Origin of the sequence: Paraburkholderia dilworthii (genome assembly GCF_000472525.1) — a bacterium.
Taxonomy (GTDB): domain Bacteria; phylum Pseudomonadota; class Gammaproteobacteria; order Burkholderiales; family Burkholderiaceae; genus Paraburkholderia; species Paraburkholderia dilworthii.
In genome coordinates this window covers 39,767-64,156 of the sequence record NZ_AWZT01000003.1, presented here as the reverse complement: position 1 = coordinate 64,156, position 24,390 = coordinate 39,767, and the positions used below count along the sequence as shown (strand labels likewise).

Sequence of the window (24,390 nt, the reverse complement as noted above, 5' to 3'; positions counted from 1 at the left end):
CCGGCGGGCAGGCGGGCGCCATGCTAAAATTTTCATCATCCGAAATAACTGCAGCGCCGCGCCCACCCGCGCGGGCTCGTCGTCTCGCGCATGTGGCGCGTTGAATCGCATCGGTTCGACACCATCTATCGTGTGCGTATTGCGACGGGCCGGCAACCTGGCCGAATGGCCAACGCGAGCCTTCCCACGGTCAGCGGCGCCGAAAATCACACTCGAAATCATGGCTTTACTGAACATCCTCAATTACCCGGACAAACGGCTGCACAAGGTTGCGAAGCCGGTGGAAAAGGTCAACGACCGCATCCGCCGCCTCGTTGCGGACATGGCCGAGACCATGTATGCCGCGCCGGGCGTCGGCCTCGCGGCGACACAGGTGGACGTGCACGAGCGCGTGATCGTGATCGACGTGTCGGACGCGCACGACCAACTGCTCGCGTTCATCAACGCGGAAATCGTCTGGTCGAGCAACGAGAAGAAGCTGTCCGAGGAAGGCTGTCTGTCGGTGCCGGGCATTTACGACAACGTCGAGCGCGCCGAGAAAGTGCGCGTGCGGGCGCTGAACGAGAAGGGCGAAACCTTCGAAATGGATTGCGAAGGTCTGCTCGCCGTGTGCATTCAGCACGAAATGGATCACCTGATGGGCCGCGTGTTCGTCGAATATCTGTCGCCGCTGAAGCAAACGCGCATCAAGAGCAAGATGAAGAAGCTCGCCCACGCGATGTAATGCGCGCCCGTCCCGCTCCCTGCTTCCGCCCCTGCTCATGAGCCATTCGTTGCGCGTTGTCTTTGCCGGTACGCCGGAATTTGCCTCGGCCGCGCTGGCCGCGATCCACGGCGCCGGTTTCCCGGTGCCGCTCGTGCTGACGCAGCCTGACCGCCCGGCCGGGCGCGGCATGAAATTGCAGGCGAGCCCCGTCAAGCGTTACGCCGAAGAGCACGGCCTTGCCGTCGCGCAGCCGCCCTCGCTGCGCCGTGCAGGGAAGTACCCGGCCGAGGCCGCCGCTGCCATCGATCTGTTGCGCGCCACGCCGCACGACGTGATGGTGGTCGCTGCCTACGGCCTGATCCTCCCGCAGGAAGTGCTCGATACCGCGCCGCTCGGCTGCATCAATATTCACGCATCGCTGCTGCCGCGCTGGCGCGGCGCGGCGCCGATTCACCGCGCGATCGAAGCGGGCGACGCCGAAACCGGCATCACGTTGATGCAAATGGATGCGGGCCTCGACACCGGTGCGATGATCTCCGAAATACGCACGCCGATTTCCGCCGACGACACCACCGCCACGCTGCACGACCGCCTCGCGCAAGAGGGCGCCAAGTTGATCGTCGAAGCACTCGTCGAACTGGAGCGCAGCGGCAACCTGGCGTCCACGCCGCAACCCGCCGACGGTGTGACTTACGCCGAAAAAATCGGCAAGCACGAGGCCGTGCTCGACTGGAGCCTCCCGGCTTCGGTGCTCGCCCGCCAGGTGCGCGCGTTCGATCCGTTCCCAGGCGGCGTGGCGACTCTCGAAGACGGCACGTCGATCAAGATCTGGGCTGCTGCTGAAGAAGACGCGCAAGGCGGCGATGCGCCCGGCACGATCGCGAGCGTTTCACCGGAAGGTGTCGTCGTGGCCTGCGGCCAAGGCGCGCTGCGTCTTACGCAGCTGCAGAAGCCCGGCGGCAAACGTCTGCCGGCGCGCGAATTTCTGGCCGGCTTTGCGCTGGCTACGGGCCAGCGTTTCCAGCTTCCCGAAGCAAAGTAGCACCGATCGGCGGCGCGTGAATATCGTCCGTTCGGCCGATGCTCGACGGGGCCGCTGCACGCTCGCTGCGCGTTAGAATCCTCCTGCGAAGGCTCAGGTTTCGAGGATCCCCATGTTCGGCATCACCCATTTCGAGTTTTTCATCGTCGCCGTCTTTCTGTTGAATGTGACGCCCGGGCCGGATACCGCTTATATCGTCGGGCGTAGCGTCGCGCAGGGCCGCGGCGCGGGGCTCATGTCCGCGCTCGGCATTTCGGCCGGGTGCTGCGTTCATTCGCTCGCTTGCGCGTTCGGCTTGACGGCGCTGCTCGCCGCGTCGGCCACCGCGTTCACGGTCATCAAATTTGTCGGCGCGATTTATCTGATTTATCTCGGCGTACGCCTCATTTTTGCCAAACCCGACGCCGACGAAACCCGCGGCGAAGCGCGCGCGGCCGGCGCCCCGAAGTCGCTGCGCCAGCTGTTCCTGCAAGGTTTCTGGACGAACGTACTGAACCCCAAAGTCGTGCTTTTCTTCGTCTCGTTCTTTCCGCAGTTCGTCACCGCCGGCACCGATCACAAGGCGCTCGCTTTTCTCACGCTCGGCGCCGTGTTCGTCGTGATGAGCATGCTGTGGAACAGCTTTGTCGCGTGGATCGCCGGCAGTGTCACGCGGCGCTTCTCCGGCAAGCCGTCGGTCAAGAAGTGGCTGGATCGCGGCGTCGGCAGCGCCTTTGTCGGCTTGGGAATCAAGCTCGCCACCGCATCGAGATAATTGAATTTTCCGCGCGCGCCTATATCTAACATTTCGCTTACAATCAGGCGCCGCGATGATGCGGCACGGAAATGAACCCCGCGTTAGGGCAAGGAGTTGCAGACATGTTCAATTGGGTCAAAACCGCGATGTTGATGGCCGCGATCACGGCCCTTTTCATCGTGATCGGCGGGATGATCGGCGGGTCGCGCGGTATGACGATCGCGCTCGTCATCGCTCTCGGCATGAATTTCTTTTCGTACTGGTTCTCGGACAAGATGGTCCTGCGCATGTACAACGCGCAGGAAGTCGACGAAACCAGCGCGCCGCAGTTTTACCGTATGGTGCGTGAGCTCTCCACGCGCGCCGGCTTGCCAATGCCGCGCGTCTATCTGATCAATGAAGACGCGCCGAACGCGTTCGCTACCGGCCGCAATCCGGAGCATGCAGCGGTTGCCGCAACCACGGGCATTCTGCGCGTGCTGTCCGAGCGCGAAATGCGCGGCGTCATGGCGCACGAACTGGCGCACGTGAAGCATCGCGACATTCTGATTTCGACGATTTCGGCCACGATGGCCGGCGCGATTTCCGCGCTAGCGAACTTCGCGATGTTCTTCGGCGGCCGCGACGAGAACGGGCGTCCTACGAATCCGATCGCCGGCATTGCCGTCGCGCTGCTTGCGCCTATCGCGGGCGCGCTGATCCAGATGGCGATTTCGCGCGCGCGTGAATTCGAAGCGGACCGCGGCGGCGCGCAGATTTCCGGCGACCCGCAAGCGCTCGCTTCGGCGCTCGACAAGATTCATCGTTATGCGAGCGGCATTCCGTTTCCTGCCGCCGAGCAGCATCCGGCTACCGCGCAGATGATGATCATGAATCCACTGGCCGGTGGCAGCATCGCGAATCTGTTTTCAACGCACCCGGCCACTGAAGAACGCATCGCGCGTTTAATGGAAATGGCCCGAACCGGGCGCTTCGAATAACGGCGATGCGCGCGGCATAGCCAAAGGCGAGTCTCTGGGCTCGCCTTTTTAATTGGCGGAACTGCGCGCGCCGACTGCCGACGCCGGGTGGCGAGCCCGCGAGCCGCGCCACGCTACAATGTGTGTCCATTGTGTCGTGCGTACCGCGCGGCCTGCCTTTGTCTTCCCATGATCCCAAAGCCTTCTTCGCGTTCTGCTTCTTCGTCGGCGCGTCCGCGCGAATCCCGCTTGTCCGTGTTGCATCTCGCGCCGGAATCGCTCGGCTTTGCGCTCGATTGCGCCGCCCAAGCAGTCGGCGCCGTGCGCCTCGGCGCGGCTTTGCCGGCCGCGCTGCAATCCGTTTTCCTATCCGCGCCCGAGGGCAGCGCCGCTGCTGCACGCGGCGCGGTGCAGGACATCGCTTATCGCACGATGCGGCGTCTCGCGACGGCCGAATGGTTGATCACGCGGCTGGTCAAAAAGGCGCCGCCGCCGCATGTCGGCCATGTGCTTGCCTGCGCGCTCGCGCTTTTAATCGACGATGAAGCCAGCGCCGCCTATACGCCGTTCACGGTGGTCGACCAGGCGGTGAGTGTGATCGCCGCACGTCGTGAGTTCTCATTCGCGAAGGGGCTCGTCAACGCCGTGCTGCGGAATTTTCTGCGCGAACGCGAGGCGCTACTGAACGACGCGCAAGCCGATGAAGTCGCGCGCTGGAATTACCCGGCCTGGTGGATCGACGCCGTAAGGCGCGCATGGCCCGACGCATGGCAAGACGTGCTCGCGGCCGGCAACACGCAAGGTCCGTTGACGTTGCGTGTGAATGCCCGTCATTCGACTGTCGAAGCGTATTTGCAAGTTCTCGAGGACCATCACATTGCCGCGAGCAAAGCCGGCGAGTACGCGGTGAAGCTTGCCGCGCCAATGCCTGTCGATCGAATTCCCGGCTTTAACGACGGTGTGGTGTCGGTGCAGGACGCAGGCGCCCAGCTCGCCGCGCAACTGCTTGGCGTGCGCGACGGCATGCGCGTGCTCGACGCGTGCGCGGCTCCTGGCGGCAAGACCGGGCATCTGCTGGAACTGGCGAACCTGCAACTGGTTGCGCTCGAAAGCGATGCGACGCGTGCGCGGCGCATCGGCGAAAACTTGCAGCGCCTGAAGCTCGAGGCGGAAGTGCGTATCGGCGACGCGGGCACGCCGTCCAAATGGCACGACGACATCGACCAGCCGTTCGACCGCATTCTGGCCGACGTGCCGTGCTCGGCGTCGGGCATCGTGAGGCGTCATCCGGATATTCGCTGGCTGCGTCGCGCGTCCGATATTCCCGCGCTCGTCGACGAACAGCGGCGCATTCTCGACGCGCTCTGGCCGCTGGTTAAGCCCGGCGGCGAATTGCTCTACGTTACGTGCTCGATCTTTCCGGAAGAAGGCGAATTGCAGGCGCAGTGGTTTGGAAACAAGCATCAGGATGCGGTACGATTGGACGCGCCGGGGCAACTTTTACCTTCAGTCGCCCGCGCGCCCGCCGACACATCGGCCGGTTCCCATGCCGGAGAATTCGCTGACATCAGCGCCGGCGCGAACTCAGACCACGACGGATTTTTCTACGCGCGCTTTCAGAAACGGTGACCATCAAACGCTTCTTCCCGCTTCGGCTCGCTGCCGTGCTTTGGGTCGCGCTGGCCGTCTGGCTCGTTGCGCCCGGTGCGGCGCACGCCGACTCGATCGCCGTGCAGCGCGCTTCGCTGCAAGCCGACAATACCGGTTGGAGCCTCGACGCGCGTTTCGACTTCGAACTGAACAGCAATCTCGAAGACGCGGTCAATAGAGGTATTCCGCTTTACTTCACGACTGACTTTGAATTGAGCCGGCCGCGCTGGTACTGGTTCGACGAGCAGCCGGTGAACGTGTCGCAAAGCCTTCGCCTGTCGTTTCAGCCGCTCACGCGCGAGTATCGTGTGTCGAGCGTGTCGTCCGGCGGTTTGCAACTCGGCTTCACGACGCTTAAGGATGCGCTTGCGGTCATCAAACATGTGACCTCGTGGCATGTGATCGACCGCAATGACGTGCACGTCGGCGAAACGTACAACGCGTCGGTGCGCATGCAGCTCGACATTGCATTGATGCCCAAGCCGTTTCAGATTGACGCGGTGAACAACCGCGACTGGAATCTCGCTTCTGAATGGAAGCGTTTTACTTTCACGGTGACCGAACGTGCTAAATAGAGTGCGCTCCGCCACCAGTGTCAGCAGCATCGTCGTGCGCGTGCTGGTGTCCACGGTCGCGGTGACGGCCGTCTTGCTGCTCGTGCTGCTCGCCGCGGCAAGCGCAAACACTGAGTTTTTCGACCGCTATTACCAGTGGCTGTACGCCGCGAACCTCATCGTCGCGATGATCTTTCTGCTGGTGGTGGCGACGCTCGTCATCATCATCATTGCGCGGTTGCGAAAGGGTAAATTCGGCACGCGGCTTCTCGCCAAGCTCGCGTTCTTCATGGCGCTCGTCGGCGTAGTGCCTGGCGGCATCATCTATGTGGTCTCGTATCAGTTCGTGTCGCGCAGTATCGAGTCGTGGTTCGACGTGAATGTCGAAACTGCGCTCACCTCCGGTCTGAACCTGGGGCGCGGCATGCTCGACGCGTCGCTGTCCGATCTGCAAACGAAGGGCCGCTTGATGTCCGAGCAGCTCGCGAGCGCGGACGCAGCCGGTACGACGCTCACACTGCTGCGTCTGCGCGACCAGTTCGGTGTGCAGGACGCGACGATCGTCGAGCCCACGCGCAGCATGTCCGGCGCGACACCCGACATGCATGTGGTTGCGCAGGCATCGAGCAATTACGCGTCGCTCGTGCCGAACGACCTGCCCACGCCGCTGATGCTCGACCAGGCGCGCGGCCGCGGCTACGCGGCGATCGAAGGCGAAGTCGACGGCGATCCTCGTGCACACGGCGGTAAAGGCGCGTTGCGGCTGCGCGTCGTGCAGCGCATTCCCGACTCGAATGCGTCGCTGCTGCAGCCCACCGAGCGATTTCTGCAACTCACGCAGCCGGTGTCGCAATCGCTCGCTCGCAACGCCGATGCTGTGCAGCGCGCGTATCGCGAGTATCAGGAGAAAGCGCTCGGACGTACCGGCTTGCGCAAGATGTATATCGGCACGCTGACGCTCGCGCTCTTCCTCGCTACTTTCATCGCGATGATGCTGGCGCTCGCGCTCGGCAATCAGCTTGCGCGGCCGCTGTTCCTGCTCGCCCAAGGCACGAAGGAAATCACCGAAGGCGACTACACGCCAAAGCGCGAGATCAAGTCGCGCGACGAACTCGGCTTTCTCACCCAGTCGTTCAACGCGATGACGCGGCAGTTGTCCGAAGCACGCGCCGCGGTCGAGAACAATCGCATCGCGCTCGAGCATTCGAAGGCGTATCTGGAAAGTATTCTCGCTAACCTCACGGCCGGCGTGTTTGTGTTCGACCGTCAGTTCCGGCTCACTACTGCGAATCGCGGCGCCGAGCGCATCTTCCGTCAGCAGTTCCAGGAGGTGCTGGGCTCGGCGCTCGAACAGATCGGCGTGCTGAGCGAATTCGGCGGCATGGTGCGCAAGGCGTTTGCCGATCGCGAAGCGGCAAGCGGCGACGGTCACGACGACGGCGGGCACTGGCAGCAACAGTTCTCGGTTCAGGTGGCGGGCGAGAGCGAGCCGCTGACGTTGCTCGTGCGCGGCGCGCGCCTCGTGTCGGCGACCGATCGCGACGCACAGGACATGCAGACGTCCGGCTATGTGGTGGTTTTCGACGACATCTCCGACGTCATTTCCGCGCAGCGTTCTATCGCGTGGGGCGAAGTCGCGCGACGGCTCGCGCATGAGATCAAGAATCCGCTCACGCCGATCCAGCTTTCGGCGGAGCGTTTGCAGATGAAGCTCGCCGACAAGCTGTCGCCGTCCGACGCCGATGTGCTCAAGCGCGGCGCGACCACGATCGTGAACCAGGTCGCGGCGATGAAACAGATGGTCGACAATTTCCGCGACTACGCACGCACGCCTCCGGCCGTGCTCGCGCATCTGCAACTGAACGATCTCGTAAGCGAAGTGCTGACCCTATACGGTATCGAGGAAGGCAAGGGCGCGATTCAGGTCGAGCTCTCCGAGTTGCCCGCCATTCGCGGCGACGCAACGCAATTGCGCCAGGTGATTCACAACCTGCTGCAAAATGCGCAGGACGCGGTGGCCGAGGTCGAGCGCCCGCGTGTGCTGCTCGAGACGAGGACAGTAGAATACGGAGACCCCGACGCGGAAGGCAAGGCACGCGTCGCGGTACGTCTGACAGTGTCGGATAACGGACCGGGTTTCCCCACGCGTATTCTCACGCGTGCATTCGAACCTTACGTGACGACCAAGGCAAAGGGCACGGGCCTGGGTCTTGCGATGGTCAAGAAGATCGTCGACGAACATGGCGCGCGCATCGACATTCGCAATCGCATGAAAGCGGGCGATGTCATCGAAGGCGCGCAGATTTCGATTCTCTTCCTTCAACTGGCAGACGACGCCGCGGCTCCCGAAGCGGGACCGCGTCCTGCGCACGGCGGTGCGTCGCAGGGAAAGACAAAAGCAACAGTGCAGACAAAGGCAGCGTAAATGGCAACCATCCTGGTGGTAGATGATGAAATGGGCATCCGGGAATTGCTCTCGGAGATCCTGAGCGACGAGGGGCATGTCGTGGAGGCGGCGGAAAACGCGCAACAGGCGCGTGAATTCCGTTTGCGTCAGGCGCCGGACCTGGTGCTGCTCGACATCTGGATGCCCGATACCGACGGCGTCACGTTGCTCAAGGAGTGGGCTGCGCAAGGGCAGCTCACCATGCCGGTGATCATGATGTCCGGTCACGCGACGATCGACACGGCAGTCGAAGCAACGAAGATCGGCGCGCTGAATTTTCTGGAGAAGCCGATCGCGTTGCAGAAGCTGCTGAAAGCCGTCGAGCAGGGTCTCGCGCGCGGCACGGCGGCGATTGCGCCGGGCGGTGCGGCAGCGAAGTCGACGTCGCCGATGAATTCTTCGGCTGTGGCCTCCGCCGCGGCGTTGCCGATGCTGTCGGCCGACGGCATGGGTGGCAGCGGCGTGCTCGCTGCGCAAACCGCATCCATCTCGTTCGACATTCCGCTGCGCGATGCGCGTGATGCATTCGAGCGCGCGTACTTCGAGTATCACCTCGCGCGCGAGAACGGCAGCATGACGCGTGTCGCGGAAAAGACCGGCCTGGAGCGCACGCACCTGTATCGCAAGCTCAAACAGCTCGGCGTCGATCTCGGGAAGAACAAAGGCGAGTGAGCAACGCGTTATGTGCGCGGATTTCACCCCTGGATTTTTTCGGGAAGGGGGCTTGTCCAGTTGATGACCCTTTGATATCATTTCGTTCTTCGTTGGCCCGGTAGCTCAGTTGGTAGAGCAGCGGATTGAAAATCCGCGTGTCGATGGTTCGATTCCGTCCCAGGCCACCAGGATTCAGCCCCAGGAAATCGCAAGATTCCTGGGGCTTTTCCTTTTGCGGTAAGAATCGGGTGCTTCAGCGTTTCGGGCGGCGAGTCGAGGCGCGCCCGACGGGGTTCGGCATCGCATGATAAAATCGCGCCAGTTCAAGGACTTGCGCGCGAGTGCATCGCCCGTCGCGGGGCGCACGAGCAAGCCGCGATCCGCACCGAACCCCTCGCCCGACGATCAACGGTATAAGCGCCCAGCGACTTCGCAGGCAGAAGGCGCGGCCTATACTGCTTTGGGCCGGCAGCAGTGCCGGCTCGCGTCGCGCCGCGTTGCTTGCATGGGCGCACCTCGCGCAGCGCGACGCGGCACTCATCATTCACGGAGTTTCACGGTGATCCGCAAAGACGCTAAACGTAGCGCTCTGGTGCTGTTTTCCGGCGGCCAGGATTCCGCCACGTGCCTCGCATGGGCACTTGAACGTTATGAAACGGTCGAGACACTCGGCTTCGATTATGGTCAACGGCACCGCGTCGAACTCGAATGCCGCGAAGGGTTCCGCAGTGCGATTGCACGCACGTTTCCAACATGGGGCGAGCGTCTAGGCGACGATCACATAATCGATCTGTCCGTGCTCGGTTCGATCAGCGAAACGGCGATGACGCGCGAAATCGAGATCGAGGCCACGGCTAACGGTTTGCCGAATACATTCGTGCCGGGCCGCAATCTGATGTTCATGACGATTGCGGCGGCCATCGCTTATCGGCGTGGTTTGCAGGTGCTGGTCGGCGGAATGTGCGAGACCGATTTTTCGGGCTACCCGGATTGCCGCGACGACACCATGAAGGCTTTGCAGGTGGCGTTGAATCTCGGCATGGACTCGCGCTTTCTGCTCGAAACTCCGCTGATGTGGCTCGACAAGGCGGACACGTGGCGCCTCGCGCACGAACTGGGCGGCGACGAACTAGTGGAGCTGGTGCGCATAGAGACGCACACGTGCTACGTCGGCGAGCGGGCGGAATTGCACGCGTGGGGCTTCGGCTGTGGCGAATGCCCGGCCTGCCGCTTGCGCAAGCGTGGTTATGAAGCTTATCTGGCGGGCGAAAAGGTAACCGAGCCGGTCTAACAAATCCGCGCAGCACCGGGGCTCAGGCAATCGTTTATAGGTACACAAAGTACTTAAGGTACATCTCAAGGCAGAAAGCAGCATGACGTACGCGGTCAAGGAAATCTTCTACACGTTGCAAGGCGAGGGCGCGAATGCCGGGCGCCCGGCCGTGTTTTGCCGCTTCGCCGGCTGCAATCTGTGGTCGGGCCGCGAAGAAGACCGCGCCGAAGCCGTGTGCCGTTTCTGCGACACGGATTTCGTCGGCACGGATGGAGAGAACGGCGGCAAATACCGCACGCCCGACGACCTGGTGCGGATGATCGCGTCGCAATGGCCGGAGGGTGAAGGCCAGCGCTTTGTCGTGTGTACGGGCGGCGAGCCGATGCTACAGATCGACCCGCCGTTGGTCGACGCACTGCACGCGGCCGGCTTTGAAATTGCGATTGAAACCAACGGCTCATTGCCGGTGCTCGAGACCATCGACTGGATTTGCGTAAGCCCGAAGGCGGACGCGCCGCTCGTCGTCACGAAAGGCAACGAACTGAAGGTCGTGATTCCGCAGGACAACCAGCGCCTGTCCGACTATGCGAAGCTCGACTTCGAGTATTTCCTCGTCCAGCCAATGGACGGCCCGTCGCGCGACATCAACACCAAGCTCGCGATCGACTGGTGCAAACGCCATCCGCAATGGCGCCTGTCGATGCAGACCCACAAGTATCTGAATATTCCCTGATTTGCCGTGCTGACGATTACACGAAAACTCGAATTCGACGCGGGTCACCGCATCCCCGATCACCGCAGCCAGTGCCGTAATCTGCACGGCCATCGCTATGTGCTCGAAATCACGCTGCAAGGCGATCTGGTCGACACGGAAGGCGCGCCCGACCGCGGCATGGTGATGGATTTCGCCGACGTGAAATCGCTCGCCGTCGAGCATCTCGTCGACAAGTGGGATCACGCGTTCCTCGTCTATGAAGGCGACACGCAAGTGCGCGGCTTCCTCGAAACGATGGCGGGCCACAAGACTGTCGTGCTCGACCGCATTCCGACCGTGGAAAACCTCGCGGCTGTCGCGTTCGACATCCTCGCGAACATTTACGACGCGCACTATGGCGTGAATCTGCGCCTCCACAAGCTGCGTCTGTACGAGACGCCGAATTGCTGGGCCGACGTCGTTCGCGACTAACCTCGCGCACGTTACGCCGCTCAACCGCCGCGTTATTGTCACGGTATGATCGCTCCGATAACCACACGGAGCGAGACATGCCGGTTACCGCAATGCGTCGCAGCAGGCACCCGGGCCGTCAGCGTCCGAGCCTGGCTCTTTGCCGAACTCACCTGACACACGGGCTTTCGAGCACGCTTCCCCACGTGTCAGGCAATGAAGTTGGTCATCGTCGAGGAGTGCGGCGATGAGCGCCTTCACTAATCCCCTCAAGCAACGTCTGAAAGAGGCCGATCCGCTGTTCGGGCTGTGGCTCTCGCTCGGCAGCGATGCCGCCGCGGAGGCGCTTGCGCACGCCGGTTTCGACTGGCTGCTGATCGACATGGAGCACGCGCCCAACGACAGCGGCGACGTGACTTCGCAATTGCGCGCGATTGCCGCCGCGCATCTGCCGAGCGAACCCGTGGTGCGCTTGCCGGCGAGCGAGGGCTGGCTCGTCAAGCGTGTGATGGACGCGGGCGCGCGCACGTTGATGTTCCCCAACATCGAGTCCGCCGAAGAAGCGGCCCACGCGGTGCGTCTCACGCAATATCCGAGCACCGAGGCGCTCAATGGTCTGCGCGGCGTCGCTGGCGCCGTTCGGGCCGCGGCGTACGGCATGCGGCGCGACTACGTGCAAACGGCCAACGCGCAGATCGCGACCATCGTGCAGATCGAGTCGGCACGCGGCCTCGACGAAGTCGAAAAAATCGCGGCGACGCCGGGCGTCGATTGCCTGTTCGTCGGACCCGCCGATCTCGCCGCGAGTCTCGGTCATCTCGGCGATTCGAAGCACGCCGATGTTCAGGCGGCGATGGCGCGCATTGTCAGCGCCGCGGACAAGGCGGGCATTGCCGCCGGCATTTTTTCGATGGACGCCGCAAGTGCAAGACAGCATCACGATGCCGGTTTCCGTTTTATCGCTCTGGCCGCCGACGTCATGTGGATGTTGCGCGCAACCCGGCAGGCGTTGCAGGAGGTGAGGTCATGAAGTGGATGGTGCAAGGCGTTGCCGCGCGTATGGTCGTTACGGCCGCGTTGATGACGGGTGTCGCGGCGCATGCGCAGGACCGCCTCGCGAAGCCGAACGATCCGGAGACCCAAACCGCCGTTGCGGACTACAACGCCGGCAATTTCGGCGCGGCGCTTGCCGAATTCCGCAAGGCCGCCGAGCGCGGCAGCCGGCTCGCGGAGTTCAATTACGCGATGATGCTGCTCAACGGCGAAGGCACTGCGGTCAACGTCGATGAAGGCAAGAAATGGCTGCGCAAGGCCGCCGACGCGAACATGTCGCACGCGCAATATGTGTACGGCAAGATGTACGACGATGGCGAGTTCGTCGGCCGCGATCCAGTCGAGGCGCACCGCTGGTTCCTGAAGGCCGCGCAGCAAGGACACGTGCAGGCGGAACTCGCGCTGGCGAATCAGTTCCTCGATGGCCGCGGCACCGATCGCGACAACAAGCAGGCGTTCGTCTGGTACAAAAAAGCTGCGGAGGGCGGTGACATGACCGCGCAGTACGTGACCGGCTCTTTCTACGAGCGCGGCGGCGACGGCGTCGACAAGAATCTGAATGTCGCGCGGGCTTACTACGCGGCTGCGGCGGCCCAGGGCGATCCGGCGGCGCGCTTGAAGTATCAGCAACTAAGCGCGCAACTGCGGGATCACAAGGAAGTGAAACCGCAGTAAGCGAAAGGGGCGCATCTGGCGATGCGCCCCTTATCTTTTGAGCCTGCGGCGCGGCCTATTTGCAGCTCGTCTCGCAGCTTGTTGCAAGGCCGCTTGTTTCATGGCCCAGCGTGCTAGCTCTGCATCAACCGCTTCTGTCGCGCGACGCTCATGATCAGACCGATTGCCACGCCGAGCGTCGTTAGCGCCGTGCCGCCGTAACTCATGAATGGCAGCGGCACGCCGACCACCGGCAAGATGCCGCTCACCATGCCGATATTGACGAACGCGTAGGTGAAGAACGCCATCGTCAGCGATCCTGCCAGCAGGCGCCCGAACAGCGTTGCACCATTCGCCGCGATATAAAGTCCGCGCGCGATCAGCAACATATAGAGCGTGAGCAGTACGACGCCGCCCGCGAGCCCAAATTCCTCGGAGAAGACTGCGAAGATGAAGTCGGTGTGCTTCTCGGGGATGAATTCCAGATGCGCCTGTGTACCCTTCAGCCAGCCCTTGCCGAGCGGGCCGCCCGAGCCGATCGCGATCACCGCCTGAATGGTGTGGAAGCCCTTGCCGAGCGGATCGGAAGTCGGGTCGAGCAGCGTGCAGATGCGGTGCTTCTGATAGTCGTGCATGAGCGGCCACTGCACGTCCGGCTGGCAAATCTTGTCCTGAAACGCCGCAATCGAGCCGACTGCGATCACGCCGGCGATCAGCACCGGCACGATCAGTTTGAAGCTCAAACCGGCAAAGTAAATGACGAAGAAGCCGGCGGCGAAGACCAGTACGGCAGTGCCCAGGTCAGGCTGTTTGGCGATCAGACCCACAGGCACCGCGAGGATCAGGAGCCCGACCATGAAGTCATACCAGCGCATCACGCCTTCCCGTCGCTGATAGTACCAGGCAAGCATCAACGGCGTCGCGATCTTCATGATCTCCGACGGCTGAATCACCACGCCCACATTGATCCAGCGCTTCGCGCCCTTGCGCGTGAGACCGAACAACGCCACCGCCACCAGGAGCGCGATCCCGAATGTATAGAGCGGGACCGCGAAACGCATCAGCGTGGTGGGGGGAACATTGGCGAGTGCCCACATCAACACGAACGTCAGCATGATGTTGCGCAACTGGTCTTCAACGCGGCCGGGCATATCGAGACTCGCGCTGTACAAGGTGACGATGCCTACGCACAGCAGCAGAAACACCACCAGTGCGAGAGGGCGATCAAAACCTGCGAACATCCGCTTGATGCGGTCGAGCCAGGCGCGCTTGTCGAATTGCATGCCTTTCTCCTTACTCGTCGATGCCGCCGGAAACCGGCTGGCGTGGCGAGGTGGCTTGAGTGCCGTTATCGCGCGATGTATCACGGAGCGCATTGGCTCCCGAGCGTGCAGCGGCGGCGGGCGCCGGCTCGCTCGCCGGTCGTGGTCGATGCGGGGCGCCCGATTTGCGCGGCGCCGGGTTCTTTGCTGCTGAGGCGGGCGTAGCCGTAGTGGCCGAGGCGGGCAGCTTTGATGCCGGCCCGGTGACCCCCGGGGATGCCGACGACTTGGATGTCGCCGCAGCGGCAGACGAAGCCGCCGCACCGGACGCGATACCTGCCGCCGACGCACCATTCGACGCGGACGCCGACGCGGCTGCGGCCGACGCCGCAGCCGCGGCGGAAGCCGCACCTGGCATCGGCAACGCGGTGAAGCCCGCAGCGATCTTGACCGGTTGCCCAGTCTCCAGCGGGGCCGGCGCGCCGCCGACTTCGGGCGCGGACGCATCCGCAGTCGCCGACGCCGCCGCCGCAACTGCCGCCGCCTCCGCGCCCGGCTTGGTCTTACCGACGAGGTAATAGTCCAGGACCTTGCGCGCGATCGGGCCGGCCGCCTCGGCGCCCCAGCCGCCGTTTTCCACGATCAGCGCGAGCGCGATCTTCGGTTGCTCGGCCGGCGCGAAAGCGATGAAAAGCGCGTGGTCGCGCAGATGCTCCGCGACAGCGTGGCCCTTGTAGTTCGCGCCTTGCAGCGAGTACACCTGCGCCGTGCCCGTCTTGCCCGCGGCCACATACGGCGCGCCGATGAACAACTTCGACGCCGTGCCGTTGGTCACGACGCCCTCCATCGCGCGCTTGATGATGTCGATGTCCGACTGCTTGACGGCGATTTTGTCGCTCGGATCGCGCACGACCGGGCGCGTGTCTTTGGTGATCGGATTTTCGATGTCGCGCACGAGATGCGGCTTCATCACGACGCCGTTGTTGGCGAGCGTGGCCGTGGCGTGCGCAAGTTGCAGGATCGTGAACGAGTTGTAGCCCTGGCCGATGCCGAGGCTGATCGTTTCGCCTTCGTACCAGCGCTGCTGCTCGGGCTTGCGGTAGGCCTTGCGCTTCCATTCCGTCGAAGGCAGGATGCCGCGCGCTTCACCCGCAATATCGATGCCGGTGATCTGGCCAAAGCCCCACGGCTTCATGAAACCGGCGATCGCGTTCACGCCAAGATCGTGCGCGAGCATGTAGAAATACGTGTCGTTCGACACGACGATCGCGCGGTTCATATCGACCCAACCTTGGCCCGAGCGCACGTCGTTGCGGAACGTGTGACCGCCGAAGGTATAGGAGCCGGGGTCCTGGAAACCCCAACCCGGCGTGCGCTTGTGCAGCGACAGCGCGGCGAGTGCCATGAACGGCTTGTACGTCGAGCCCGGCGGGTAAGTGCCGTGCAGCGGCCGGTTCAGGAGCGGATGATCGGGCGAGTTGTTGAGCTCGTCCCATGTCTGCTGGTCGATGCCATCGACGAACGAATTCGGGTCGAAGCTCGGCGCGGAGACGAACGCGAGCACGTCGCCGGTGGCTGGTTCGATCGCAACCAGCGCGCCGCGGCGGCCCGCGAACGCCTGTTCGGCCACCTGCTGCAAGCCGATATCGAGCGACAGCACGAGGTTGTTGCCCGGCGTTGCCTGCGTGCGCGACAGCGTGCGCACGGGCCGGCCGCCGGCCGTGACTTCGACTTCCTCGAAACCCGTCTGTCCGTGCAGTTCCGTTTCGTAACTCTGCTCGACGCCGATCTTGCCGATGTAGTCGGTACCCTTGTAGTTGTTCGCATCCAGCCGCGGATCGTAGTGTTCGGGATCGCTGTCGTTCTGATCGCTGGCGTCGTCGATACGATCCTGGTCGCGCTGCGAAATCCGGCCGATGTAGCCGATCACGTGGGCGGCCGTCGGCCCAAGCGGATATTGGCGGAACAGGCGCGCGCGCACTTCCACGCCGGGAAAACGGAAGCGCTGCGCGGTGAAGCGCGCGACTTCGTCGTCGGTCAACCGTGTGCGGATCGGCAAGCTCTCGAAGTTCTTCGAGTCCTCCTGAAGCTTCTTGAAACGGCGGCGGTCGCGCGCGTCGATGGACACGACCGAGGCTAGATCGTCGATCACTGTTTCGAGCGGCGCACCGAGCTTGGACGGCGTGATTTCGAGCGTATAGGCCGAGTAGTTCTTGGCCAGCACCACACCGTTACGGTCAGTGATGATGCCGCGGTTCGGCACGATCGGCGCGACGGAGATGCGGTTTTCGTCGGCCTGCAGCGAGTATTTGCTGTAGTGCCACACCTGGAGGAATAGAAAGCGAAAGCCGATCAGCCCGAAGCAGACGAACACGAACAGGCCCGCCGCCGCGACGCGCAGGCGGAACTTCGAGAGCTGTTGCTGAGTGTCCTTGAATTCGGTCATGCGATTCTGCAAAAGGCCGGGCAACGGCCATCATGAGTGTGCGCCTGATCCGGCCCGAACCGGAAGGCATGAACGCGATGGCGACGAGCGGGAGCAAACGTGAATTCCACGAGAACCGCCTGCGCGCTCGACGCCTGGTTAAATCGGCCGCGTGTCGTCGGGGTCGGCCGGCCGGCGTTGCGGCATCAATAGCAGCACGCTGGCGACAGGCCACAGCGCCGCTTCGACGAATCCGTCAATCAGGTAACCCCAACCGGGAAAGGCCGCGCCCGTCAACAGACGGATCACGAATGGCACCAGTTGTGCGATCACCAGGAGCGGCATGACAGCGAAAGTTTGCACGCCGAGCGACATCCACAGAACGCGGCGGTGGATCGTGATCGCGCCGTACGACAGCAGCGTGTACGCAAGCGCGTGCTCGCCGAGCAGGCTGGCGTTGTGCACGTCCATTAGCAGACCGAGGAAAAACGCGATGCCCATGCCGACCTTGCGCGGCTGATGCACGTTCCAGAACAGCAGCACGAGCGCCACGAAGTCAGGCACGCCGATCAGGCGCCCCCACGGCATCAGGTTCAGCAGGAACGCCGCAGCGAGGCTGAACGCGATGAAGTACGGATTGACCGGCTGCAGAATATATTGCGGGCGGTTCATGGCTTTGCCCCCGGCGTGGCTTGCGGCTTCGCTTTTTCGGCGGCGGCGGGTTTCTTCGACGCAGCGGGTTTCTGATCCGCCGGCGCGGTTTTACCGGCTTGGCCAGGCGCGTTTGCGGCGGGCCTGGGCGTCGTGTTGTTGTCGGCGGCGGGCTTTTCCGCCGGCTTGGCGGATTTGTCGGCGGCGGCCTTGCTGTCGGCCGCTTTCGCGCTTTTCTTCGCCTTCGCGTCTTTTGCGGACAGTTCCGGCTCTTCGGCCGGACGCGGCGGTACATCGGTCACATAGTGCAGCACCAGCAACTGACGCGCGCCGCGCACCGGTGCAATCGGCAGGCAGATCACGCGCGCAAACGCCGTGTCCGCCTGTTTGTCGACGCGCACCACTTTGGCGACCGGCAGCCCCGGCGGATAGATGCCGTCAAGCCCGCTCGTGACGAGCTCGTCGCCCGTCTGAACATCGGCGCTGATCGGCACGAAGCGCAGGTCCAGCGTGTCGCCCTTGGGCGTGCCGTAAATCACGCTGCGCAAGCCGGTGCGCACGATCTGCACCGGCACAGCCTGGTCTTTGTCCGTGAGCAGCGTCACTTCGGCTTGCAGCGGGAACACGCGGGTAACCTGACCGATCACGCCGTCTTCGTTGACGACCGGCGAGCCGTTCTGGATGCCTTGCTGCGCGCCACGGTTGATCACGACCTTCTGCGTGAACGGATCGCGTGTGTCGTACTGGATTTCGGCGGGCAGCGATTGCGTGGTCGCGCGCTGCGACAGTTGCAGCAACGCGCGCAAATGGGCATTTTCAGCGGAGAGCTCGGCTGCGGTATTGGCTTGCTGCGAGAGCTGGAGGTTTCTCGTGCGCAGCTTTTCGTTGTCGCCGCGCAGCGTGGCACTGGTCATTGCCAGATCGGCTGCGCCCATGAAGACGTCGCGCGGCACGAGCGCCGCGCGTTGCAACGGATAAAGACCCGCGCCGAGCACGCCGCGAACGATTTCGAGCGTTTTAAAGCGTGCGTCGGAGATCAGCAGGGCGAGCGCGAGCACGACAAAAAACAACAGTCGTGCGAGGGCGGATGGGCCTTGCTTGAACAGGGGCGGCGGACTGTATTCCATGGTCGGCGCCGGGGGCGTAAGCGGTTGGGTGAGGCGGCGGCGCGCTGGAAACGCGGGTTCAGCGTACGGACGCTGGTTGGACCAGCCAACGGCAAACCGGCCCGCAAGGGGCCGTTTGCCAGATCCGCGCTACTGACATCGATCTCGCTCGCTTACTCGTACGAGAAGATGCTGCCGAGCTTGTCCATGCGCTCGAGCGCCATGCCCGAGCCACGCACGACGCACGTCAGCGGGTCTTCGGCGACGAGCACCGGCAAGCCGGTTTCTTCGGCGAGCAGACGGTCCAGATCGCGCAGCAGCGCGCCACCGCCCGTCAGCATCATGCCGCGCTCGGCGATGTCCGCGCCGAGTTCCGGCGGCGTTTGCTCGAGCGCAATCTTCACCGACGAGACGATCTGGTTCAGCGGATCGGTCAGCGCTTCGAGAATCTCGTTGCTGGAGATGGTGAAGCTGCGCGGAATGCCTTCCGACAGATTGCGGCCCTTCACTTCCATTTCCTTGACTTCGGAGCCGGGGAAGGCCGAGCCGATTTCCTTCTTGATGGCTTCGGCGGTTTGCTCACCGATCAGCATGCCGTAGTTGCGGCGGATGTAGTTGACGATAGCTTCGTCGAACTTGTCGCCGCCCACGCGCACCGAGCCCTTATACACGATGCCGCCGAGCGAGATCACGCCGACTTCGGTCGTGCCGCCGCCAATGTCCACGACCATCGAGCCGGTAGCTTCCGACACCGGCAGCCCGGCGCCGATTGCGGCGGCCATCGGTTCTTCAATGAGATACACCTGCGAAGCGCCCGCACCGTGAGCGGCTTCCTTGATCGCGCGGCGCTCGACCTGGGTCGAACCGCACGGCACGCAAATGATGATGCGCGGCGACGGCGAGAACATGCGCGATTCGTGAGCAGTTTTGATGAACTGCTTGATCATCTGCTCCGTTACCGTGAAGTCGGCGATCACGCCGTCTTTCATGGGGCGGATCGCCTCGATGTTGCCCGGCACCTTGCCGAGCATCTGTTTGGCTTCCTTGCCGACTGCCTGAATGGTTTTCTTGCCGTTGGGACCGCCTTCCTGGCGGATCGAAACCACCGACGGTTCATCAAGAACGATGCCCTTGCCACGCATGTAGATGAGCGTGTTGGCGGTGCCTAGATCAATCGCCAGATCGTTGGAAAAGTAGCTGCGCAAAAAACCGAACATTCAAAATCCTGTCTCGCTTGGGGCCGGGCCTCGCAACGTTGCGCAGGGCGGCAGCGGAAAAAATAACAGCTTCAACCGGGCGAAGCGGCGCCACCGGAACTTGAAGCTGCGAGGGAGTCTACCGGAGGCCGGTGCAAGGCCAGGTCCAGAAATATCCGAACTATCTTTACGAATTGTCCAGAAAGGCCTTGGTAAGTCGGTCCGGGTTTGGGTCGAACGCGTAATGATACCTTATAATTTTGGATGATTTGAAGGAAACGGACGGCACTTTTTGCCGCCGCTGGCCCCTTTTTCGAGGTCTTCCTCCCGCGTCGTAACTCGCTGTCGCAGCGCTCTTTTTCTGCTGCGGCGGCCTGCCACTTTTTCCGGTGACTGCATGGCTTTGACCCTGACCGATGTTAAGCGCATCGCGCATCTCGCGCGGCTCGAACTGGCCGACGCCGACGCCGAACACACGCTTGCCCAGCTCAACGACTTTTTCGGCCTCGTCGAGCAGATGCAGGCGGTCGATACCACGGGCATCGCACCGCTTGCCCATCCGATCGAGCAGATCGAAGACGTCGCGCTGCGCCTGCGCGACGACGCGGTGACCGAAACGATCGAACGCGAAGCTTTCCAGCGCCCCGCGCCAGCCGTGCAGGACGGTCTGTATCTCGTGCCGAAGGTAATCGAGTAACACCCGCGCGGCGAGCCCGGCGCGGCGTGCGAGCGGCGATGCATCAAGCGGCATGCCGTTCCGCGGCCTGCGCCCGCAGTCTTGCTTATAGCCGATATCTCGACTGGGCTTGCCGCCGCGCAAGCGAACGCCTCCACGGCAGCGCGATCCGCGCTGCCGCGCTTTCCAGGACAAAACGCAATGCATGAAAAAAGCTTGACCGAACTGCGCGCCGCACTGGCGACCAAGGAATGCTCCGCCGTCGAGCTGGCGCAGCTTTATCTGAAGCGCATCGACGCGGCCAACAGCCTGAACGCTTTCATCCAGGTCGATGCGGATCTGACGCTCGCGCAGGCGAAGGCCGCGGACGCGCTGCTTCACGCTGGTCACGGAGGTCCGCTGACCGGTGTGCCGATCGCGCACAAGGACGTGTTTGTCACCAAGGGCTGGCGATCCACCGCCGGCTCGAAAATGCTCTCGAACTACGAGAGCCCCTTCGACGCCACCGTGGTTGAGCGTCTGCAGAAGGCCGGCATGGTGTGCGTGGGCAAAACCAACATGGACGAGTTCGCGATGGGCTCATCCAACGAAAATTCGTACTTTGGCCCGGTGCAGAATCCGTGGGATCGTCAGGCCGTGCCGGGCGGTTCGTCGGGCGGTTCCGCGGCGGCCGTCGCCGCGCGCCTCGCGCCCGCTGCGACCGGAACCGATACGGGCGGCTCGATCCGTCAGCCGGCGTCGTTCTCGGGCATCACCGGTATCAAGCCGACATACGGACGCGTGTCGCGCTACGGCATGATCGCGTTCGCGTCGTCGCTGGATCAGGGCGGCCCGATGGCGCAAAGCGCGGCCGACTGCGCCACACTGCTCAACGCGATGGCTGGCTTCGACGAGCGCGATTCGACGAGCCTCGTGCGCGACGACGAAGACTACACGCGCTATCTCGGCCAGCCGTGGAAGGAAGACGGCACCGGCAAGCCGCTCGCCGGCCTGCGCATTGGCTTGCCAAAAGAGTATTTCGGCGCCGGTCTCGCCGACGACGTGCGTGCGTCGATCGACGCCGCGCTGAAGCAATACGAAGCGCTCGGCGCGACGCTGGTCGAAGTGACGCTGCCGAAAACGGAACTGTCGATCCCGGTCTACTACGTAATCGCGCCGGCGGAGGCATCGTCGAACCTGTCGCGGTTCGACGGCGTGCGCTTCGGCCATCGCGCTGCGGAATATCGCGATCTGCTCGACATGTACAAGAAGTCGCGTGCCGAAGGTTTCGGGCCGGAAGTGAAGCGCCGCATCATGGTCGGCGCTTACGTGCTGTCGCACGGCTACTACGACGCGTATTACCTGCAAGCGCAGAAAATCCGCCGCATCATCGCGCAGGACTTCCAGGAAGCGTTCAAGCAGTGCGACGTGATCATGGGACCGGTCGCGCCATCGGTGGCGTGGGACCTGGGCGCAAAGGGCGACGATCCGGTGCAGATGTATCTCGCCGACATTTATACGCTGTCCGTGAGCCTCGCCGGTTTGCCTGGCATGAGCGTGCCCTGCGGCTTTGGCGCTGGCGCGAACGCGCAGCGTCCGGTCGGATTGCAGATCATCGGCAACTATTTCAATGAAGCCCGGATGTTGCAGGTGGCCGACGCGTTCCAGCGCGCGACCGACTGGCACCGCAAAGCACCGGCAGGAGTGTGAGCACCATGACCAAGCAATGGGAAGTCGTGATCGGTCTGGAGACCCACGCGCAACTGTCCACGCAATCGAAGATTTTTTCGGGCGCCCCGACGCAATTCGGCGCTGCGCCGAACACGCAGGCGTGCCCCGTCGATCTGGCCTTGCCGGGCACGTTGCCGGTGATGAACCGCGGCGCCGTCGAGCGCGCGATCCAGTTCGGTCTCGCAATCGGCGCCACGGTCGCGTCGCGCAGCATCTTCGCGCGTAAAAACTATTTTTACCCCGATCTGCCGAAGGGCTATCAGATCAGCCAGTACGAAATTCCCGTCGTGCAGGGCGGCCAGGTAACGATCCAGGTGCCGGCCAATGAAAAGACGGGCACTTCGGAGTACTCGAAGGTCGTCAACCTCACGCGCGCGCACCTCGAAGAAGACGCGGGCAAGTCGCTGCACGAAGACTTCGCGGGCATGACAGGCATCGACCTGAATCGCGCGGGCACGCCGCTGCTCGAAATCGTCACCGAACCGGAAATGCGCAGCGCGGCCGAGGCGGTCGCATACGCGAAAACGTTGCATACGCTCGTCACGTGGCTCGGTATTTGCGACGGCAACATGCAGGAAGGCTCGTTCCGTTGCGACGCCAACGTGTCGGTGCGCCCGGTCGGTCAGGCGGAGTTCGGCACGCGCGCCGAGATTAAGAACCTGAACTCGTTCCGCTTTCTTGAGGAAGCGATCCAGTACGAGGTGCGCCGTCAGATCGAACTGATCGAAGACGGCGGCACGGTGGTGCAGGAAACGCGTCTGTACGATCCCGACCGGCGTGAAACACGTTCCATGCGCAGCAAGGAAGACGCGCACGATTACCGCTATTTCCCCGATCCCGATCTGATGCCGCTCGTGATCGACGCGTCGTGGGTCGAGCGCGTGAAGAGTGAAATGCCGGAACTGCCGGAAGCGATCCAGCAGCGCTTCGTGTCGCAATATGGCCTGACGCCGTACGACGCGAACGTGCTGACGTCGAGCAAGGCGATGGCCGCGTATTACGAAGCGGTGGTCGCGAGACTCGGCGCGGCGAACGCGAAGGTCGCGGCAAACTGGCTAATGGGCGAGGTGTCGTCGCAACTGAATCGCGAAGGCCTCGATATTGCGGACTGCCCGGTGTCGTCCGCCCAACTCGCGCTGCTGTTGCAACGTATTGGCGACGGCACAATCTCGAACAAGATCGCCAAGGAAATTTTCCTCGCGATCTGGGAAGAGAAGGCCACCGACGAAACCGCAGCCGACCGCATTATCGAAGCGAAGGGCTTGAAGCAGATTTCGGATACAGGTGCGCTGGAAGCGATCATCGACGAGGTGCTCGCCGCGAACCAGAAATCGGTTGAGGAATTCCGCGCGGGCAAGGAAAAGGCGTTTAACGCGCTGATCGGTCAGGCAATGAAGGCGACCAAGGGCAAGGCAAACCCGGCTCAGGTGAACGAACTGCTGAAGAAAAAGCTGTCGTGAGCCGGAGCCTGGTTGAAGCCAGCTTGAACTGCGGCTGAAGAAAAAATACGGCTGAAGCGTTTGCGCTTTGGCGACAGCGGGCTATTGCCGGAAACGAAAGTGGGGCAACGGCCCGTTTTATTTTGCGGCCCGCTTTTGCGAACCGCTGAATGCAGATCACGGAGCGTGTGGATGGCGAAGCAACCTGAACTCGACGATTTCCGCGTGCCTTATTTCGAGAGCAAGAAGAACGGCAAGTTTTCGCTCGACGATTTCAATCCTGCCCAAAGGCCTTTTTCTACGGGATCGAAAGACTCCGACCGCGCGCGTCTGTCGGAAATCGGCGCGAAGCTGGACGGCTTGCAGGAATGCCTGCACGCACAGCAGAAGCGTCGCGTGTTGCTGGTGCTGCAAGGCATGGACACGAGCGGCAAGGACGGCACGATCCGCGCCGTGTTTCACGAAGTCGATCCGCTCGGCTTGCGCATCGTGCCGTTCAAGGCGCCGACGCAGGACGAACTTGCACACGATTTCCTGTGGCGCGTGCATTCGCAGGCGCCCGCCGCTGGCGAGTTGACGATCTTCAACCGCAGCCACTACGAAGATCTGCTGGTGCCGACCGTGCTGGGTGCGCTGGATGCATCGGCGTTCGACGTTCGCTGCCGACACATTCGCCAGTTCGAGGAATTGCTTGCCGACAGCGGCACGACGATCATCAAGTGCATGCTGCATATTTCGAAAGACGAACAGCGCACGCGCCTGCAAGCGCGGATCGACGATCCGACCAAGCACTGGAAATTCGATGTCTCGGATCTCGACGCGCGCAAGCAGTGGGGCAAATACCAGGCCGTCTATCGCGACGCGCTCGCCGCGACTTCCACCGAATACGCGCCTTGGTACGTGATTCCTGCAGATTCGAAAACGCATCGCAACCTGATGGTCGCAGAATTGCTGTTGCGAACTTTCGGAGCGCTGAACCTCGAATATCCGCCCGCGAAAGAATCGCTGAAGGGCGTCAAGGTCGAATGAGCTT

At 62.9% G+C, this 24,390-nt stretch carries 22 protein-coding genes and 1 tRNA gene; 18 read left to right on the top strand and 5 right to left on the bottom strand.

What is annotated here, in order from left to right; all coding sequences use genetic code 11:
* Positions 1–220 precede the first annotated feature (220 nt).
* The 14 genes from def (at position 221) to F759_RS0106160 (ending at position 12,913) form a co-directional block, all read left to right on the top strand.
* Complete coding sequence (gene def / locus F759_RS0106225) at positions 221–724, top strand: peptide deformylase (protein ID WP_027799093.1); 504 nt, start codon at positions 221–223, stop codon at positions 722–724.
* Between the two features lie 37 nt (positions 725–761).
* A complete protein-coding gene (gene fmt, locus F759_RS0106220; RefSeq protein WP_027799092.1) occupies positions 762–1,748 on the top strand; it encodes a methionyl-tRNA formyltransferase in 987 nt (328 codons plus the stop codon).
* 112 nt (positions 1,749–1,860) lie between these two features.
* Positions 1,861–2,502, top strand: a complete 642-nt coding sequence (locus F759_RS0106215; protein WP_027799091.1) for a LysE family translocator — start codon at positions 1,861–1,863, stop codon at positions 2,500–2,502.
* A gap of 104 nt (positions 2,503–2,606) precedes the next feature.
* Positions 2,607–3,464 (top strand): zinc metalloprotease HtpX, encoded by an 858-nt coding sequence (gene htpX, locus F759_RS0106210; protein ID WP_027799090.1) that lies wholly within the window; start codon positions 2,607–2,609, stop codon positions 3,462–3,464.
* A 168-nt stretch (positions 3,465–3,632) separates the two neighbouring features.
* Positions 3,633–5,072, top strand: coding sequence for a 16S rRNA (cytosine(967)-C(5))-methyltransferase RsmB (gene rsmB, locus F759_RS0106205; RefSeq protein ID WP_027799089.1), 1,440 nt, complete (start codon positions 3,633–3,635; stop codon positions 5,070–5,072).
* On the top strand, positions 5,069–5,668 hold the full coding sequence (locus F759_RS0106200) for a DUF4390 domain-containing protein (RefSeq protein ID WP_027799088.1): 600 nt from the start codon (positions 5,069–5,071) through the stop codon (positions 5,666–5,668). Before rsmB ends, F759_RS0106200 begins: the two co-directional genes overlap by 4 nt.
* A complete protein-coding gene (locus F759_RS0106195) occupies positions 5,658–8,072 on the top strand; it encodes a sensor histidine kinase (RefSeq protein WP_027799087.1) in 2,415 nt (804 codons plus the stop codon). Before F759_RS0106200 ends, F759_RS0106195 begins: the two co-directional genes overlap by 11 nt.
* Positions 8,073–8,765, top strand: coding sequence for a response regulator transcription factor EsaR (esaR, locus tag F759_RS0106190; RefSeq protein WP_027799086.1), 693 nt, complete (start codon positions 8,073–8,075; stop codon positions 8,763–8,765). It abuts the gene before it with no gap.
* Between the two features lie 94 nt (positions 8,766–8,859).
* A tRNA-Phe gene (locus F759_RS0106185) sits at positions 8,860–8,935 on the top strand.
* Positions 8,936–9,306: 371 nt separating this feature from the next.
* Positions 9,307–10,038, top strand: coding sequence for a 7-cyano-7-deazaguanine synthase QueC (gene queC, locus F759_RS0106180; protein WP_027799085.1), 732 nt, complete (start codon positions 9,307–9,309; stop codon positions 10,036–10,038).
* 82 nt (positions 10,039–10,120) lie between these two features.
* Entirely contained in the window at positions 10,121–10,753 is a 633-nt protein-coding gene (gene queE / locus F759_RS0106175; protein ID WP_027799084.1) for a 7-carboxy-7-deazaguanine synthase, read from the top strand.
* Positions 10,754–10,762: 9 nt separating this feature from the next.
* The gene (gene queD / locus F759_RS0106170; RefSeq protein WP_027799083.1) at positions 10,763–11,206 is read left to right on the top strand and encodes a 6-carboxytetrahydropterin synthase QueD; all 444 of its coding nucleotides are present in this window, start codon (positions 10,763–10,765) and stop codon (positions 11,204–11,206) included.
* 226 nt (positions 11,207–11,432) lie between these two features.
* Positions 11,433–12,215, top strand: coding sequence for an HpcH/HpaI aldolase family protein (locus F759_RS0106165; protein WP_027799082.1), 783 nt, complete (start codon positions 11,433–11,435; stop codon positions 12,213–12,215).
* Positions 12,212–12,913: a tetratricopeptide repeat protein gene (locus F759_RS0106160; protein ID WP_027799081.1), complete on the top strand. Its 702-nt coding sequence runs from the start codon at positions 12,212–12,214 to the stop codon at positions 12,911–12,913. Before F759_RS0106165 ends, F759_RS0106160 begins: the two co-directional genes overlap by 4 nt.
* Before the next feature lie 113 nt (positions 12,914–13,026).
* Here the strand turns inward: F759_RS0106160 and rodA are convergent, their stop codons facing one another.
* The 5 genes from rodA to F759_RS0106135 all read right to left on the bottom strand — a co-directional run bounded on the left by rodA (position 13,027) and on the right by F759_RS0106135 (position 19,553).
* Entirely contained in the window at positions 13,027–14,175 is a 1,149-nt protein-coding gene (gene rodA / locus F759_RS0106155; protein WP_027799080.1) for a rod shape-determining protein RodA, read from the bottom strand.
* Between the two features lie 10 nt (positions 14,176–14,185).
* Positions 14,186–16,600: a penicillin-binding protein 2 gene (gene mrdA / locus F759_RS0106150; protein WP_027799079.1), complete on the bottom strand. Its 2,415-nt coding sequence runs from the start codon at positions 16,598–16,600 to the stop codon at positions 14,186–14,188.
* Positions 16,601–16,738: 138 nt separating this feature from the next.
* Positions 16,739–17,251, bottom strand: coding sequence for a rod shape-determining protein MreD (mreD, locus tag F759_RS0106145; RefSeq protein WP_025598047.1), 513 nt, complete (start codon positions 17,249–17,251; stop codon positions 16,739–16,741).
* A complete protein-coding gene (gene mreC, locus F759_RS0106140; RefSeq protein WP_027799078.1) occupies positions 17,248–18,357 on the bottom strand; it encodes a rod shape-determining protein MreC in 1,110 nt (369 codons plus the stop codon). The genes mreD and mreC overlap by 4 nt, the downstream gene beginning before the upstream one ends.
* A 152-nt stretch (positions 18,358–18,509) precedes the next feature.
* Positions 18,510–19,553 carry a rod shape-determining protein gene (locus tag F759_RS0106135; protein ID WP_004189550.1) on the bottom strand — a complete coding sequence of 348 codons (1,044 nt, stop codon included), beginning with the start codon at positions 19,551–19,553 and terminating at the stop codon, positions 18,510–18,512.
* A gap of 376 nt (positions 19,554–19,929) precedes the next feature.
* Here F759_RS0106135 and gatC point away from each other — a divergent pair, with 376 nt between their 5' ends.
* From gatC to F759_RS0106115, 4 genes are all read left to right on the top strand, one after another.
* Positions 19,930–20,229: an Asp-tRNA(Asn)/Glu-tRNA(Gln) amidotransferase subunit GatC gene (gene gatC / locus F759_RS0106130; RefSeq protein ID WP_027776807.1), complete on the top strand. Its 300-nt coding sequence runs from the start codon at positions 19,930–19,932 to the stop codon at positions 20,227–20,229.
* A 180-nt stretch (positions 20,230–20,409) separates the two neighbouring features.
* The gene (gatA, locus tag F759_RS0106125) at positions 20,410–21,897 is read left to right on the top strand and encodes an Asp-tRNA(Asn)/Glu-tRNA(Gln) amidotransferase subunit GatA (protein ID WP_027799077.1); all 1,488 of its coding nucleotides are present in this window, start codon (positions 20,410–20,412) and stop codon (positions 21,895–21,897) included.
* 5 nt (positions 21,898–21,902) lie between these two features.
* Positions 21,903–23,378, top strand: coding sequence for an Asp-tRNA(Asn)/Glu-tRNA(Gln) amidotransferase subunit GatB (gatB, locus tag F759_RS0106120; RefSeq protein ID WP_027799076.1), 1,476 nt, complete (start codon positions 21,903–21,905; stop codon positions 23,376–23,378).
* A gap of 171 nt (positions 23,379–23,549) precedes the next feature.
* Positions 23,550–24,386 (top strand): PPK2 family polyphosphate kinase, encoded by an 837-nt coding sequence (locus F759_RS0106115; protein ID WP_027799075.1) that lies wholly within the window; start codon positions 23,550–23,552, stop codon positions 24,384–24,386.
* Positions 24,387–24,390 lie beyond the last annotated feature (4 nt).

Bases quoted from the DNA above. Each gene is read 5' to 3' on its own strand.
- def (WP_027799093.1), top strand. From the start codon at position 221: ATGGCTTTACTGAACATCCTCAATTACCCGGACAAACGGCTGCACAAG.
- fmt (WP_027799092.1), top strand. From the start codon at position 762: ATGAGCCATTCGTTGCGCGTTGTCTTTGCCGGTACGCCGGAATTTGCC.
- F759_RS0106215 (WP_027799091.1), top strand. From the start codon at position 1,861: ATGTTCGGCATCACCCATTTCGAGTTTTTCATCGTCGCCGTCTTTCTG.
- htpX (WP_027799090.1), top strand. From the start codon at position 2,607: ATGTTCAATTGGGTCAAAACCGCGATGTTGATGGCCGCGATCACGGCC.
- rsmB (WP_027799089.1), top strand. From the start codon at position 3,633: ATGATCCCAAAGCCTTCTTCGCGTTCTGCTTCTTCGTCGGCGCGTCCG.
- esaR (WP_027799086.1), top strand. From the start codon at position 8,073: ATGGCAACCATCCTGGTGGTAGATGATGAAATGGGCATCCGGGAATTG.
- queE (WP_027799084.1), top strand. From the start codon at position 10,121: ATGACGTACGCGGTCAAGGAAATCTTCTACACGTTGCAAGGCGAGGGC.
- F759_RS0106165 (WP_027799082.1), top strand. From the start codon at position 11,433: ATGAGCGCCTTCACTAATCCCCTCAAGCAACGTCTGAAAGAGGCCGAT.
- F759_RS0106160 (WP_027799081.1), top strand. From the start codon at position 12,212: ATGAAGTGGATGGTGCAAGGCGTTGCCGCGCGTATGGTCGTTACGGCC.
- rodA (WP_027799080.1), bottom strand. From the start codon at position 14,175: ATGCAATTCGACAAGCGCGCCTGGCTCGACCGCATCAAGCGGATGTTC.
- mrdA (WP_027799079.1), bottom strand. From the start codon at position 16,600: ATGACCGAATTCAAGGACACTCAGCAACAGCTCTCGAAGTTCCGCCTG.
- mreD (WP_025598047.1), bottom strand. From the start codon at position 17,251: ATGAACCGCCCGCAATATATTCTGCAGCCGGTCAATCCGTACTTCATC.
- mreC (WP_027799078.1), bottom strand. From the start codon at position 18,357: ATGGAATACAGTCCGCCGCCCCTGTTCAAGCAAGGCCCATCCGCCCTC.
- F759_RS0106135 (WP_004189550.1), bottom strand. From the start codon at position 19,553: ATGTTCGGTTTTTTGCGCAGCTACTTTTCCAACGATCTGGCGATTGAT.
- gatC (WP_027776807.1), top strand. From the start codon at position 19,930: ATGGCTTTGACCCTGACCGATGTTAAGCGCATCGCGCATCTCGCGCGG.
- gatA (WP_027799077.1), top strand. From the start codon at position 20,410: ATGCATGAAAAAAGCTTGACCGAACTGCGCGCCGCACTGGCGACCAAG.
- gatB (WP_027799076.1), top strand. From the start codon at position 21,903: ATGACCAAGCAATGGGAAGTCGTGATCGGTCTGGAGACCCACGCGCAA.
- F759_RS0106115 (WP_027799075.1), top strand. From the start codon at position 23,550: ATGGCGAAGCAACCTGAACTCGACGATTTCCGCGTGCCTTATTTCGAG.